The sequence below is a fragment of the Rouxiella sp. Mn2063 genome (genome assembly GCF_049319665.1).
GTDB lineage: Bacteria > Pseudomonadota > Gammaproteobacteria > Enterobacterales > Enterobacteriaceae > JBMOUD01.
Genome location: NZ_JBMOUD010000007.1, coordinates 76,958 through 91,038, shown reverse-complemented (window position 1 = coordinate 91,038; position 14,081 = coordinate 76,958). Strand labels below are relative to the sequence as shown.

15 protein-coding genes are annotated in these 14,081 nt (G+C 47.5%); 9 read left to right on the top strand and 6 right to left on the bottom strand.

The genetic code is table 11. The features are described 5' to 3' along the window. Positions 1-54 precede the first annotated feature (54 nt). On the top strand, positions 55-1,686 hold the full coding sequence (locus tag ACL9RG_RS12410) for an isovaleryl-CoA dehydrogenase (protein ID WP_422792925.1): 1,632 nt from the start codon (positions 55-57) through the stop codon (positions 1,684-1,686). Positions 1,687-2,024: 338 nt separating this feature from the next. Here ACL9RG_RS12410 and bsmA read toward each other — a convergent pair whose 3' ends face one another. Next, positions 2,025-2,333 carry a biofilm peroxide resistance protein BsmA gene (bsmA, locus tag ACL9RG_RS12405; protein WP_422792924.1) on the bottom strand — a complete coding sequence of 103 codons (309 nt, stop codon included), beginning with the start codon at positions 2,331-2,333 and terminating at the stop codon, positions 2,025-2,027. 256 nt (positions 2,334-2,589) lie between these two features. Here bsmA and yjfP point away from each other — a divergent pair, with 256 nt between their 5' ends. The 5 genes from yjfP to rplI all read left to right on the top strand — a co-directional run bounded on the left by yjfP (position 2,590) and on the right by rplI (position 4,950). Then, a complete protein-coding gene (gene yjfP, locus ACL9RG_RS12400) occupies positions 2,590-3,339 on the top strand; it encodes an esterase (protein ID WP_422792923.1) in 750 nt (249 codons plus the stop codon). Between the two features lie 171 nt (positions 3,340-3,510). Continuing rightward, positions 3,511-3,903: a 30S ribosomal protein S6 gene (gene rpsF / locus ACL9RG_RS12395; protein ID WP_422792922.1), complete on the top strand. Its 393-nt coding sequence runs from the start codon at positions 3,511-3,513 to the stop codon at positions 3,901-3,903. Between the two features lie 5 nt (positions 3,904-3,908). Next, positions 3,909-4,226, top strand: coding sequence for a primosomal replication protein N (gene priB / locus ACL9RG_RS12390; protein WP_422792921.1), 318 nt, complete (start codon positions 3,909-3,911; stop codon positions 4,224-4,226). Positions 4,227-4,230: 4 nt separating this feature from the next. Continuing rightward, a complete protein-coding gene (rpsR, locus tag ACL9RG_RS12385; protein ID WP_002210155.1) occupies positions 4,231-4,458 on the top strand; it encodes a 30S ribosomal protein S18 in 228 nt (75 codons plus the stop codon). Positions 4,459-4,497: 39 nt separating this feature from the next. Further along, a complete protein-coding gene (rplI, locus tag ACL9RG_RS12380; RefSeq protein WP_422792920.1) occupies positions 4,498-4,950 on the top strand; it encodes a 50S ribosomal protein L9 in 453 nt (150 codons plus the stop codon). Positions 4,951-5,095: 145 nt separating this feature from the next. Here rplI and ACL9RG_RS12375 read toward each other — a convergent pair whose 3' ends face one another. Continuing rightward, positions 5,096-5,833 (bottom strand): OapA family protein, encoded by a 738-nt coding sequence (locus tag ACL9RG_RS12375; protein WP_422792919.1) that lies wholly within the window; start codon positions 5,831-5,833, stop codon positions 5,096-5,098. Positions 5,834-6,231: 398 nt separating this feature from the next. On the opposite strand from ACL9RG_RS12375, the gene fklB reads away from it, so the two are divergent. Next, positions 6,232-6,852, top strand: coding sequence for an FKBP-type peptidyl-prolyl cis-trans isomerase (gene fklB, locus ACL9RG_RS12370; RefSeq protein ID WP_422792918.1), 621 nt, complete (start codon positions 6,232-6,234; stop codon positions 6,850-6,852). Positions 6,853-7,143: 291 nt separating this feature from the next. On the opposite strand, the gene ACL9RG_RS12365 is transcribed toward fklB, so the two are convergent. After that, positions 7,144-7,635, bottom strand: coding sequence for a lipocalin-like domain-containing protein (locus ACL9RG_RS12365; RefSeq protein WP_422792917.1), 492 nt, complete (start codon positions 7,633-7,635; stop codon positions 7,144-7,146). A gap of 418 nt (positions 7,636-8,053) precedes the next feature. Next, positions 8,054-10,009 carry a bifunctional 2',3'-cyclic-nucleotide 2'-phosphodiesterase/3'-nucleotidase gene (locus tag ACL9RG_RS12360; protein ID WP_422792916.1) on the bottom strand — a complete coding sequence of 652 codons (1,956 nt, stop codon included), beginning with the start codon at positions 10,007-10,009 and terminating at the stop codon, positions 8,054-8,056. A gap of 250 nt (positions 10,010-10,259) precedes the next feature. Here ACL9RG_RS12360 and cysQ point away from each other — a divergent pair, with 250 nt between their 5' ends. After that, on the top strand, positions 10,260-11,003 hold the full coding sequence (gene cysQ / locus ACL9RG_RS12355; protein WP_422792915.1) for a 3'(2'),5'-bisphosphate nucleotidase CysQ: 744 nt from the start codon (positions 10,260-10,262) through the stop codon (positions 11,001-11,003). A gap of 60 nt (positions 11,004-11,063) precedes the next feature. Here cysQ and ACL9RG_RS12350 read toward each other — a convergent pair whose 3' ends face one another. Further along, positions 11,064-11,621 (bottom strand): YtfJ family protein, encoded by a 558-nt coding sequence (locus ACL9RG_RS12350; RefSeq protein WP_422792914.1) that lies wholly within the window; start codon positions 11,619-11,621, stop codon positions 11,064-11,066. A gap of 432 nt (positions 11,622-12,053) precedes the next feature. On the opposite strand from ACL9RG_RS12350, the gene ACL9RG_RS12345 reads away from it, so the two are divergent. Further along, positions 12,054-12,260 (top strand): DUF1107 domain-containing protein, encoded by a 207-nt coding sequence (locus ACL9RG_RS12345; RefSeq protein WP_422792913.1) that lies wholly within the window; start codon positions 12,054-12,056, stop codon positions 12,258-12,260. A gap of 216 nt (positions 12,261-12,476) precedes the next feature. Here ACL9RG_RS12345 and ACL9RG_RS12340 read toward each other — a convergent pair whose 3' ends face one another. Continuing rightward, positions 12,477-13,832 (bottom strand): hemolysin family protein, encoded by a 1,356-nt coding sequence (locus ACL9RG_RS12340; RefSeq protein ID WP_422792912.1) that lies wholly within the window; start codon positions 13,830-13,832, stop codon positions 12,477-12,479. Positions 13,833-14,081: the final 249 nt, after the last annotated feature.

Below are 14,081 nucleotides of genomic sequence, written 5' to 3'. Positions count from 1 at the left end.
AAAATCCTACATTTACCATACTTACTCTTCATTCATTGGATGATGGAGATGGCGATGAGTTTGGAAACGCACCGGGTTTTTAATCAGCCCAAGCCTTTGACTAACAGCAACCTATTCTTATCAGATGTTCCGTTACGTGAAGCCGTGGCTTTGCAAGGCGCAAGCTGGGATAACGACGTGCTGGCCTCTTTAGGTCAACAGCTCGGCTCGATAGAATCTTTAGAATTAGGGCGCTTAGCCAATGTTCACCCGCCGGAACTATTACGTTTCGACAGCCGCGGTGAGCGTCTTGATGATGTGCGTTTTCATCCTGCCTGGCATTTGCTCATGCAAGGGCTGATTACCAACCGTGTACATAATCTCCCTTGGCTGCCCGATGCGCATTCAGGCGCGTTTGTGGCTCGTGCCGCGCGCTTTGTGCTACATGGGCAGGTTGAAGCCGGCACGCTGTGCCCGATAACCATGACATTTGGCTCGATCCCTCTCTTACAGGCTTCTTTACCCAAAGAGTTTACCAACTGGTTAACGCCGCTGCTGTCTGAGCGTTATGACTCGCATTTACTGAGTGGTGATAAAAAGCGCGGATTGTTAATTGGTATGGGCATGACCGAGAAGCAGGGCGGCACCGACGTGTTAAGCAATACCACGACCGCGACAGCGATTGGCGGGCGTGGAATGGGCTGTGCTTATCGCTTAGTTGGGCATAAATGGTTTTTCTCGGTGCCACAAAGTGATGCGCATCTGGTACTTGCACAAACCAAAGGCGGTTTATCTTGTTTCTTCATGCCGCGTTTCTTACCGGATGGAGAGCGTAATGCGGTACGTATTGAGCGTTTGAAAAACAAGCTGGGCAACCATTCCAATGCCAGCAGTGAAGTGGAGTTTGATGGTGCCATCGGCTGGCTACTGGGAGAAGAGGGCGAAGGGATGCGCCATATCCTCAAGATGGGCGGCAATACCCGCTTTGATTGTGCGCTCGGCAGCCACGCTATGATGCGTCGTGCGCTTTCCATTGCCCTGTATCATACCTTCCAGCGGCAAGTTTTTGGTAAGCCTTTAGTGGAACAGCCAATGATGCGCCAAGCCTTGAGCCGTATGGCGCTGCGCTTGGAAGGACAAACGGCGCTTTTATTCCGTCTGGCCCGCGCTCGCGGCGCATTGCAGGACCCGCAAGAGCAAGTTTTATCACGTTTACTCACGCCCGCTGCCAAATATGAAGTGTGCCGTCATGGCATTCCTTTTGTCGCTACCGCAATGGAAGCGCTTGGCGGAATAGGCTATTGCGAAGAGAGTGAATTACCGCGCTTGTATCGCGAAATGCCGGTAAACAGCATCTGGGAAGGTTCGGGTAACGTGATGTGTCTTGATGTGCTGCGTACTTTCAAGAAACTACCCGCTGCCGCTGAGCTTTTACAGCATATTTTGCATCAGGCTCGGGGGCAAAACCGCTTATTTGACCACGCCGCTCGCCAATTGTTATCGCGTATTCATACTTTGTCAGAAGAGCAAAGCCCGCTGATCGCCAGCCAGCTATTCAGCCTCTGCGCAGGTGCTGAAATGCTACAACACAGCTCGCCACTGTTGGCGGATGCCTGGTGTCGCATGACGCTCGATCCTCGCGGCGAAAGTTTATTACCAGAGGATTTATGCAAAGTATTGCTCGACCGAGCGACAGGTATTTCATAAGGTTTTTGGTCTTAATGTGTTGACGTTAATAGCGCATCTTGTTGGCCAAGAGAGCGTATGCAGGCCAGGGGAAATCTGCCGGGAGCAGATTTAGGCTGAGCGGGCATGGATGCCCGTTGAGGCCGACCCGTCCGGCCAAAGTAGTGAACGCGGGGAGTCGCGAAGCGGCCCAACAAGCTAAGCGTAGGCGTTGGGTGCAGGGGCTTTCGCCGAAAAGCCCTTGCCGGACGCATTCGGCGATATCTGTATATTATCGATTAGCTTATATGCGCCCGAACTTGCGCCGACCTCAAATAAATCCCAATAAACAGCAATTCGCTGCCTGTATCGGTGGGCAATCACCGATATAAAATGGCCTGTGAATACCATTGGCCCGGAATCACTGTTTCGCTGTTAAAAATAATCATGTAGTAGCGTGCGCCGGCGGCGTTAGCTTTGTCCGCGATGGCGGCTTCCACATCCATTGGGCTGCCTCTGACTTGGGCTGAAATGGTGCTTATCTTGGTTAAGGTCGAGGTTTGGGCACGAGTGATTTCTTGGGCTTTGCTGGTCGGCGGCGGAGGAGCTACCGGCGTGGTGTGCATCAGGCTACAGGCGGAAAGCAAAAACATCAGTAAGCTTATTGCGGCAAAACGCATCAGGTTCATTGGGATATCCAAAGCCAAGGCAAGAAGATGGCGCCAGTGTAGCGCTTGTACGATGATGTTGGCGAGTAGGCAGGTAAATAATTAACCAAATGAAAATAGACGAAAGATTTTCGATACGCGTATTGAATAACAGAACAACCATTGGGTTATAAATCATAGCGAAAAGGTCGAAGTGGGTTGCGTAGGACAAGATAAACTTACTTTATCTTGATAGGGGTTATTCATGTGCTCACGACTGGCTAAAAAGGAGTGTTAAATGGTTGAGATGTATGAAGAGAGCGCGGAAGGTATTCAGTTTATTCACGCCGTGCCGAGTGGTAAATATCACCAGTTACTACCGACCGTATTTTTCTATCATGGCTTCACTTCCTCAAAAGAAATTTATTCCCATTTTGGTTATACGCTAGCGAAGGCTGGATTCCGGGTTATTACACCGGATGCGCCGATGCACGGTGCGCGTCTCGAGCCTGATGAAGGAGTGCTGCTCGCTAATTTCTGGAATATTTTGCAAGGCAACGTCGATGAGCTGGCGAGTCTGAAAGATCTATTTGTTAGTCGTGGCCTGGCAGACCCGCAGCGGCTTGGCGTCGGTGGCGTGTCGATGGGCGGCATGACGGCCATGGCGGCGCTGGTGCGTTTTCCTTGGGTGAAAGTCACCGCAAACTTAATGGGATCTGGCTATTTTTCGTCGCTTTCTGGGCATTTATTCCCGGCTTTTGGCGGTAATACTGGCTTAACTCGTGAGCAAACAGATCGCAAAATCACCCGCTTGCTTGAGTGGGATGTTAGCGAGCATCTGAATGTAGTTGGTAGTAAACCGCTGCTGGTATGGCATGGCCAGCAAGATGATGTGGTGCCTTTTGATGAAAGCTGGCGTTTGAAGCAAGCACTCGAGCAACAAGGGCTGACCGAGAACCTGACCTTCTTAAGTGAAGCAGAAGCTAAGCATAAGGTATCGGCGAAAGCTGTCTGGCAAACGACAGATTTCTTTAAAAATCATCTTTGAAGAGCGCCTGATAAATCTTATCGTCATTAATCAGGGATTGTCCTTGAGTTTCCTGCTGGCTGAACTTATAATTGCGCGTCATTTTTTCAGCCGCACACAAACACGTTCCTTGCTTCCATGGGCCGCGGCTGACCCTGACAGGAGGCTGAATAATCCGTAAGGAGCAATTCGATGCGTCATTACGAAATCGTTTTTATGGTCCATCCTGACCAAAGCGAACAGGTTCCGGGCATGATCGAGCGTTACAGTGCTGTAATCACTAACGCTGCTGGTCAGATTCACCGTCTGGAAGACTGGGGCCGCCGTCAACTGGCTTACCCGATCAACAAACTGCACAAAGCTCACTACGTTCTGCTGAACGTTGAAGCTCCGCAGGAAGCGATCGATGAGCTGGAAACTAACTTCCGCTTCAACGACGCCGTTATCCGTAGCATGGTTATGCGTACTAAACACGCGGTAACTGAAGCTTCACCAATGGTTAAAGCGAAAGACGAACGCCGTGAGCGTCGTGAAGATTTCGCTGATGCTAGTGATGATTCTGAAGCTGGGGATTCTGAAGAGTAATTGCCGTGACGGCGAATCGCTTGGTGTTGTCTGGCACAGTGTGCAAGACCCCCATTCGAAAAGTCAGTCCTTCGGGCATTCCTCACTGTCAGTTTGTGCTTGAGCACAGATCGGTACAGCAGGAAGCCGGATTTAGCAGGCAAGCATGGTGCCGTATGCCCGTGGTTGTCAGTGGACAAGCGTCACAAGCATTAACTCACAGTATAACGGTCGGCACGCAACTTACCGTGTCTGGTTTCATTAGTTGCCATCAAGGGCGCAATGGACTGAACAAAGTAGTGTTACATGCCGAGCAGATTGATTTGATAGATTCTGGAGACTAGCCTAATGGCACGTTATTTCCGTCGTCGCAAGTTCTGCCGTTTCACCGCGGAAGGCGTTGTAGAGATCGATTATAAAGACATCGCTACGCTGAAAAACTACATTACCGAAAGTGGTAAAATTGTCCCGAGCCGTATTACCGGTACTCGTGCAAAATACCAGCGTCAGCTCGCTCGTTGTATCAAGCGCGCACGCTACCTGTCTTTGTTGCCGTACACTGATCGTCATCAGTAATAGGCCACAGTCCATTAACGACTTTGAGAGGATAAGGTAATGCAAGTTATTCTGCTTGATAAAGTAGCAAACCTGGGCAGCCTGGGTGATCAAGTTAACGTTAAAGCGGGCTATGCTCGTAACTTCCTGGTACCACAGGGCAAAGCTGTTCCTGCTACCAAGAAAAACGTTGAGTATTTCGAAGCACGTCGTGCAGAACTGGAAGCTAAATTAGCTGACGTTCTGGGCGCCGCTGAAGCTCGCGCAACCAGCATCAACGAACTGGGCTCTGTTACCATCGCGTCTAAAGCAGGCGACGAAGGTAAACTGTTCGGCTCTATCGGTACCCGTGACATCGCTGACGCAGTAACTGCGGCTGGTGTTAACGTTGCCAAGAGCGAAGTTCGTCTGCCAGAGGGCGTTCTGCGCACTCTGGGTGAGCACGAAGTGGACTTCCAAGTTCACAGCGATGTGTTCGCTAAGCTGACTGTAGTTGTGGTTGCTGAAGCGTAATATTCGCTTTAGTTGACCCGTGTGAAACGCCGGCCTTGTGTCGGCGTTTTGCTTTTCTACGCTGGATAAAATGTACGGGTCTTTGCCATCAGGCGCAGTTTTTTGCGCTGTGTGAATTTTTACTCGAACAACTCAATTCTCAATATTAGCGACTGCGTTGATAGCTGCCATCGGCCTTACGGGTAAAACGAATGGTATCGTTTTGATCGGTAGTGACTTGCAACTCGCTAACCGCGCCCTGCGCGTTACGCTGAATCTTTACCTCTTGCCCCGTTCGCAGATTGCTTAACGGTTTGCCACTGCCTTCAACTTGCGCCATGGAAAAGACATCATTGACGTTAAGGTTATTGTCACGGAACAACTGCGCCAATGTTTGTCCTGATTGCACACGGTAACTTTTCCAGTTGGCGTTGTCTTGAGGTTGTGGTGGTGGAGAAGGCGGGGCGGTTTGAACCGGTGTTGCCACCGGTTGGTTATTCGCTTGCGGTTGTTGCGTCGTTGGAACGGTGCGATTGGGTTGGTTATTCAATTCTGCCTGCATCGGAATCGAGACCGGCTTATCCGAAGGTGCATAGGTATTCTTAGGTGAATAAGGCCATAGCAGCGCGACTAACACGACTAACGCACTGACTAATATCCAACGCCGGTGCATCGGCGGTAGCGGTGACATCCAGTGGAAATCATCGCTCATATGCCAGATTTTGCTGACCATTTGACGTGCTTTGCCCACAGCATTCACGCGCTCTGGTTGCTCATCTTCCTGCAACGCTTCATCTTGTTGCTGTTTTCCCCGCGGTAGCCTTTGCATGACGCTCACCCAAGATTTCAACATAGGTTGATAAATACGCGTGGCTTTCCTTCTCCTGGGCTGATTTTTGCCCATGACGACCTCACTTACATGTACAAAACACAAAAAATCCGGCGGCAATCTTATGTTGGAATAACCCATTATGCGGCTATTTCACTGCCCCTCTGTGCCCAATAGACTCCGAGTTACGGGGAGGCGTGCTAACTGAAGGAGACGTTAGCCACATTGACACTCATTAATCCCATATCTTGAAGTATGACCGCTATAAGTATAGCTGGTTAACTGCTTGATGCGGAAAGGCTCAACGTACAATATTCAGGCAAATGATGCGCTGATTGTCAATAAAGGGACAAAATCGTCTTATTGATACCTGAATTTGCCGCAAAAGTGAGAGCTGTGCACTGAAGATTTTACCCAAAACCTCGGCGCTGTTATGCTGCGCCTTCGACTTTTTAAAGATTAAAGGAAATTCCATGACAACCCCTTCATTTGACAGCGTAGAAGCGCAAGCAAGTTACGGTATTGGCCTGCAGGTTGGCCAGCAATTGCAGGAATCAGGTTTACAAGGCTTGGAGCCAGATGCGTTGCTTGCAGGTTTGCGCGATGCGTTAGAAGGGAACACTCCATCTGTGCCAGTTGACGTTGTTCATCGTGCGCTGCGTGAAGTTCACGAGCGTGCTGATGCAGTACGCCGTCAGCGTCAGGAAGCCCTGGCAGTGGAAGGCCAAGAGTTCCTGGCTGCCAATGCTCAGCGTGAAGGCGTGACCAGCACCGAATCTGGTTTGCAGTTCTCTGTACTGAAACAAGGCGATGGCAAAATCCCAGGCCGTCAGGATCGCGTACGCGTTCACTATACTGGCAAACTGATTGACGGCACTGTCTTCGACAGTTCTGTTCAACGTGGCGAACCAGCAGAATTCCCAGTCAGTGGCGTTATCGCAGGTTGGATCGAAGCGTTGACCCTGATGCCAGTAGGTTCTAAGTGGGAGCTGTATATCCCTCATAACCTGGCTTACGGTGAGCGTGGCGCCGGTGCATCTATCCCACCATTTAGCGCATTGACCTTTGAAGTTGAGCTGTTGGAAATTCTGTAAGACAGAATTTTTTAAGAGCCAGTTAAGTACTAACTGGCTTAATATCTTAAATACGGCGCATCTAGTTGATGTGTCGTATTTAACTATTATTACGACACCTTCATTGCTTGATGCTTAGCCATTACTGCTAAACGCTTCTCAAATATGAGATGACTATGCACTCATATTCCTAGTGTTATGTTCTATTTAGTCCTGATGCGACTACTGGTAATGTGCACATTGAAATTAATATGTTATGTAAAAAAATAAGCCATATCTGAATGGCCTATTCTCTTATTTATTTAATTTATATTAGACTTCTTTTTTAAAGGTAATAATTGAGCGGGTCATACCTGGCCAGTTTGGCATCTGTCTCCATGGGCTGAGTACATGGATAGTGTTGCCGTCGATATGGAACTCGCGGCATTGATTGGTGCCGACCCATTGAGGATTCCAGGCCACCTCAACGGCAGTACACCATTGGTCGCCTTTGACAGACCATGTGCCGCTATAAGCAACGAAGCTATCCAGGAGTTTCGCTTTCTCTGCATCGCTGCTACCCGCTTTTCTGCCGTCTGCGGCCGCGATAAAGGAATCATGATGGTTTTCGCTAAATATTACTCTTCCGCTCGGGTGTTCACCCATGGCAAGAATCGTTTTGTGGGTCTCTTTCATTTCGACTTTATAGCCGGTTAACGCCCAGGTACCGACTAAAGGTTCTGGATTCTGTGCATTGGCATAAAAAGAAGTGCCCAATACTGAAATAGCAGTAACGAGAAATAAGCGTTTTAATTTATATTTCATATTTTATACCCATTGAATAAGTATTGTATTTAATGCCTTAGTAAGCGGTTTTTTATTATGAATTTTTAATATTTTTCTTTTGGTATTAAAATGTTAAATGATATTGATGTTTTTTTTGCACACTAAGAATTGGGATAAATCAGAAATAATATTTTCAATAGAAAATGGTTGATATATTGCGCGATAAATAGAAAGGGTGAATACAGCAGCATTCTTTTCTCTGACGCTGTACGTTGTAAAAAATATTTGTGTAGGTGATTGAAAAATATTTAGATTATGTAAGGTAGCGCTTTAGCCATCCGTAACGTGGTGTAGACGTGATATACGCTGTATTAATATCGGCAAGAGAGTGACTTTAGGCGATCTGAGATATCGCCTAAAGTGCATTTATTTTAGGCGATATCGCCTGTATGAAAACTTACTTTTCTTTCTGTAAATCGACTTTATATACCGCGAAACCAACGTCGTCGGTTCCCTCGCGGACCATTGGATATTGTGCTTTTTGCTTAATAAACTCGGCCGCTTTTGCCTCTGGTGATGTCTCAAAACGGATATCCAATGCCTGGCTGGCGTGGATAGGCGCTAAGCGCCAGTTATTATCAACGGTTGGTGTTACTGCACCGGATTTTTTGGTTTCAGCACCTATATAAGCGGCCAGTACCGAGCGGTTCTCATCCGGGGAAGCGAAAGCAATATGTTTATCCCCGGTACCGGCAAATTTACCGCCGTAAGCACGGTAATTATTGGTCGCAACCAAGAAAATAGCTTTCGGGTCGATAGGCTTACCTTGATAAGTCAGATTCTTGATGCGTTCGGCATCTTTGTTGATTAGCGTACATTCACCATCAAAGCGGGCTGGTTGCGTGACATCAATTTGATAATTCACCCCGTCGATCACATCGAAGTTATAGGTACGGAAGCCATCCCAGTTGATTAGCGTCTGCGGTTTGCTGCTGTTGACGTCAATCTGGTTAAACTGTCCTGCTGAACATTCCAGCCAGTCTTTTACCTCTTGGCCGGTGACTTTCATCACCACTAGCGTATTAGGGTAAAGATACAGATCGGCAGCATTGCGGAAGGTGAGATCGCCTTTTTCTACTTCGACATAACTGGCCGGATCGTTACGGCGGCCACCGACTTTAAACGGTGCTGCCGCAGAAAGCACCGGCAGGTTTGCCAGATCCGGATCGCCCTGAATAAAGTGTTCGGTATAGGCTTTTTGTGCATTGTTGACGATCTGCACCGTTGGATCATCTTGTATTAGTGCCAGATAGCTGTACATGTTGTCTGTCGATTTGCCGATAGGCTGACTGACAAATTCACGGGTGGCTTGATGATCTGCTGCCAAGACTTTCAGTAGTTTTGGATCTTCTGCTGCCAGCGATTTTTTCTCCGCCTGATCGTAGATAGGGCGCGCTTCTGCTTTGGCGGTCTCGACTTTCCACTTACCGTTTTCGTTGTTCAGTACCATATCGACCACACCAAGATGATCGCCCCACATCCCTGGCATCACCGCTGGGATACCGTTGAGCGTACCTTGTTTAATGTCAGCGCCTTTAATGCTGGCGAAATCTTTGCTTGGGAAGACGGCGTGCGCGTGGCCAAACATAATGGCATCAATGCCCTTCACCTGGCTCAAGTAATAAACCGAGTTTTCCGCCATGGTTTTATAAGGATCGCCAGATAACCCAGAGTGAGGGATCGCCACAATAATATCAGCACCTTGCTGGCGCATTTGTGGGATCCATTTTTTTGCTGTTTCGGTAATATCATCGACGGTAACTTTGCCTTGCAGATTGGCTTTATCCCACATCATGATCTGCGGCGGGACAAAACCAATGTAACCGATGCGCAAGTTGTGCGTTTTTCCGTCACGGTCTTTAACGGCGTTATCGGTGATGATGAATGGCGTAAACATTGGTTTGCCAGTTTTGCTGTCGATGACATTAGCATTCACATAGGGGAATTTTGCCCCTGAAATCGATTTCTTCAGGAAATCTAAGCCATAGTTGAATTCGTGGTTACCGATGTTGCCTACCGCGTAACCTAGCTGATTCATGGCCTTATAAACGGGATGAATATCTCCAGCTTTCAGCCCCTTGGCCGCCATATAATCGCCCAGCGGGCTGCCCTGAATAATGTCGCCGTTATCGACCAATACTGAATTGGTCACTTCGCCACGTGCGGCTTCGATCAAGCTGGCAGTGCGCACCAGACCGAACTTCTCCGTAGGTTTATCTTTGTAGTAATCAAAATCCATCATATTGCTATGTAGATCGGTGGTTTCCATGATACGCAGGTCAACCTGTGCGGCCTGAGCCGAACCGGCAACCAATAGGGCAATTAGGGATAAACTCAGATGATGCTTGTCCATTGCAAAGCCTCCAGAAGGCATAAGTAATAAAAACGAGATATATATCTCAAAACTTTAAGAGTCTGTAACTGATTTCCATAAGTAACTGTGAGATACGACTCATTTCAATTCACCGCTCTCAGTTAGTGCATCCCTGTTCGCTTTTTATATCGCTCACCTGTTCTATGGTGATGACAGGATGGCTATTCATCGTAAAAAAATTTAGGCTTGGGAAAACGCGGCAGAACTAAAAATTGTATTGAGGTGAAAGATGTTAGAGCAAATCTGTCAGCTGGCTCGCGAGGCCGGCGATGCCATCATGGTGGTTTACAATGGTGAGCAACCTGTCGATGCCCGTCAGAAAAAAGATGATTCACCGGTGACGGCTGCTGATATTGCGGCGCATAACGTCATTAAGCGTGGATTGGCACGGCTAGATGGGCAAACTCCGATGTTATCCGAAGAAGATCCACAATCTTGGGATGAACGTAAAAAGTGGACTCGTTACTGGCTGGTGGACCCTCTGGATGGCACCAAAGAGTTTCTTAAACGCAACGGTGAATTCACCGTGAATATTGCCTTGATTGAAGAGGGGAAACCGGTACTTGGTGTGGTTTATGTGCCTGTGACGGGCGTAATGTATAGCGCCGCTGACGGTAAAGCCTGGAAAGAGGATAAGGGGCAACGTCAGCAGATCCACGTCAAAGATGCGACACCGCCGTTAGTCGTCGTTAGCCGTTCACATGGTAGTGACCAAGAGCTACAAGATTACCTGACGCAGCTAGGTGAACATCAAACCGTATCAGTGGGATCATCGCTTAAATTTTGTTTGGTCGCGGAAGGGAGCGCTCAACTTTATCCGCGTTTTGGGCCGACTAATATTTGGGATACCGGAGCTGGCCATGCGGTGGCGGTTGCTGCCGGTGCTAAAGTACATAATTGGCAAGGACAGACTTTGCTTTATACCCCGCAAGAATCTTTCCTTAATCCGGGTTTCCGGGTGACTATTTTCTAATCAAAAATATGTGGGTATGGTTGTGGCAGCGTGTTGTAAAGGCTGCCACATTACCTTGCGTTATGCCTTGGTTAATTGATGCAGCAGGTCCACGACTTTCTGGATTTCCTCTGGCGTCAGTTTTCCTTCTTTCGCAAACTGAACGTTTCCTGCCTTATCGAGCACCACAACCGCTGAGCTTTGTGGTTGCAGATCCCAAGCCTTTTTGACCACGCCTTTGCTATCGACAATCACTTGTGACCACGGGAATTCTTTTTTACCGTTCTCGATGCTGTTACGAACAAATATCCCGGTACCGATGATCGCATCGTCGGTATTGATGATGGTGGTGGTTTGGTAAATATCGTGCGATAGCTTCGCCTTAATAATGGCGTCAATCAGCGGTGCATTAAGCGCCTTCGCGCTGCTACGTCCGGCAATATGCTGAATAACGCGCACTTTTCCCGGTAGTTTGGCGGCGTTCCAGTTGTTGTAGCTGAAGGTTTCATTGCTGTATTGCAGTTCTCCTTTATCTTCTACACCAACAGCAGGTACGCGCTGACCGATTGTAAAATTGTGCGCTGAGGCTAAAAAAGAAATTAACATTGTCATTACAATTAACAGGCTTCGAATAATCATAGATTCTCCATAGCGAAACTGGACTTCAGCATTTCTCTATACAATTAAATAAGTAGCACTCAAGTAGTGTAGATGTGATGTCAGAGGTCTGTCCTGTTTGATTGTTAGCATTGTGTTATAGATAACAAAAAGTGTTGTCGTTATCTGAAATTGAGAATAAAAAAAGTGCGGCTTTATGCTATTTATTACACAAACTGTAACAGTTCGACGTTAACATCGTATAAGTGGCATTTTTTGAAGGGTTATTCTGTTACATTTCGACATTTTACTAATGTGGCCCGTCAGTTTGGGTAAATGTAGTTAAATGCACTGGCATAAACGGAACCCTTTGCTAATTTATAAGTCTACTCACTGCGAGTAAGTGTGATTCCGGTTTTATCGCGGCATTACCAAACTGGAGTCGGCAGTGATTCAACGGAGGAAAGCAAAACAATGAAAATCTTCCAGCGTTACAACCCTATGAAAGTAGCGAAGTATGTCAAAACGCTGTTCCGTGGACGTCTCTATATTAAAGACGTCGGTGCTTTTGAGTTCGACCAAGGTAAGATTCTTTTGCCGAAAGTCCGAGATAAGCGCCACTTTAGCGTGATGTCTGAGGTTAACCGTCAAGTGACGCACCTTCAGATGGAAATGGGCTGATAAGCCTGCGCGAAGAACCCGTCCATAATGCGTGGTTCTTGCCAAAAAAAACGGCCCCATATCAATACGGGGCCGTTAATGTTTGTCCGTGATACTTGAAGCTAGCTCTGCGTTGGGCTACATGCACTCATCCGAATCACTTACTCCAGTAAGCTCATTGGGATGAATTTACTTGTCGCCTTGAGGCAACTCCAATTATTTAGGGCTGTATTTACACTAACCTGCTTTTTCCGCGTCTTTCTCGTCTTTCAATTCCTGCGGTGTTTTCGGTAGCGTTGGCGTGAGCTGTAGTTCGCTGATGCGTGTCACTAGCAGCTGGTCAATCTTGTAGCTATCGATATCTACGACTTCAAATTTAAAGCCGGAAAACTTCACGAAGTCAGTGCGTTTAGGGATTTTACGCAGCATAAACATCATGAAGCCGCCAATGGTCTCGTAGTTTCCAGACTGTGGGAAATCTTCGATATGCAACACGCGCATTACATCTTCAATCGGCGTGCCACCTTCAATTAGCCATGAGTTTTCATCGCGGGTAACAATTTGCTCTTCCATCCCCTGACCAACCAAATCACCCATGAGCGTGGTCATTACGTCGTTGAGGGTGATAATCCCTACCACTAACGCATATTCATTGAGGATCACTGCGAAGTCTTCACCCGCCGTTTTAAAGCTTTCCAGCGCTTCAGATAGCGTTAAGGTATCGGGCACAATCAGCGCAGAACGAATTTGCACGCCGCTGCTGAGCATCAAACTTTGGTTAGCCAATACGCGGTTGAGCAAGTCTTTAGAATCGACATAGCCGACAACTTGATCGATTTGCCCGTCGCACACCAGGAATTTTGAATGCGGATGCGTGGCGATTTTTTCTTTAATGCTCTCTTCGCTTTCGCGCAAGTCGAAGTAGATCACGCTTTCACGCGACGTCATTGAAGAAGGAACGGTACGCGACTCCAGTTCAAAGACGTTCTCAATCAGTTCATGTTCTTGCTTGCGCAGAACGCCAGCAAGCGCACCGGCTTCAACCACGGCATAAATGTCATCAGAGGTGATGTCGTCATTACGCACCATTGGCAGCTTGAACAGACGGAAAATAATATTAGCTCCACCGTTGAAGAACCATACCAGTGGCCGACAGATGAGCAGACAGAAACGCATCGGGTTGACTATACGAACGGCAACCGTTTCGGGTGAAATCATCCCGATGCGCTTCGGTGTTAAATCTGCGAAGAGAATGAACATGCCGGTGACTAAGACGAATGAACAAATAAAGCTAACTTGCTCTGAGATTTCTGGGGAGAAGAATTTTTCAAAGAAAATTTTAAAAGCAGGAGAGAAGGCTGCGTCACCGACGATACCACCTAAGATGGCAACGGCGTTCAAGCCAATTTGTACCACAGTAAAGAATAATCCAGGCGTTTCTTGCAGTTTAAGAACTCTTAAAGCGTTAGTGTTTCCTTCATCAGCTAAAAGTTTGAGTTTAATTTTTCGTGATGCGGCCAGTGATATCTCCGACAGGGAGAAAAACGCACTGATCGCGATGAGTAAAAGAATCAGCAAAATACTGTTTAACATAATCTATCCGTTTAACACCGGCATCAGTACCGGCAGGGAGAGGCAATTCACTTTGACAATGGTTGATTAATATTCGTGGAGTGATTGAGAAAAATCAAAGATAACAGCCAGAAACGAAAGCATCAGACCACGAATTCGGCTTGGGTAGTATAGCAGTAGCCTATCGTTTGCTGCCAGTGATAAGAATGCAGTCGCACGATGTACAATATTTGTCCGTTTAATCCTTAAGTTGATGTGATGATTGGTGGG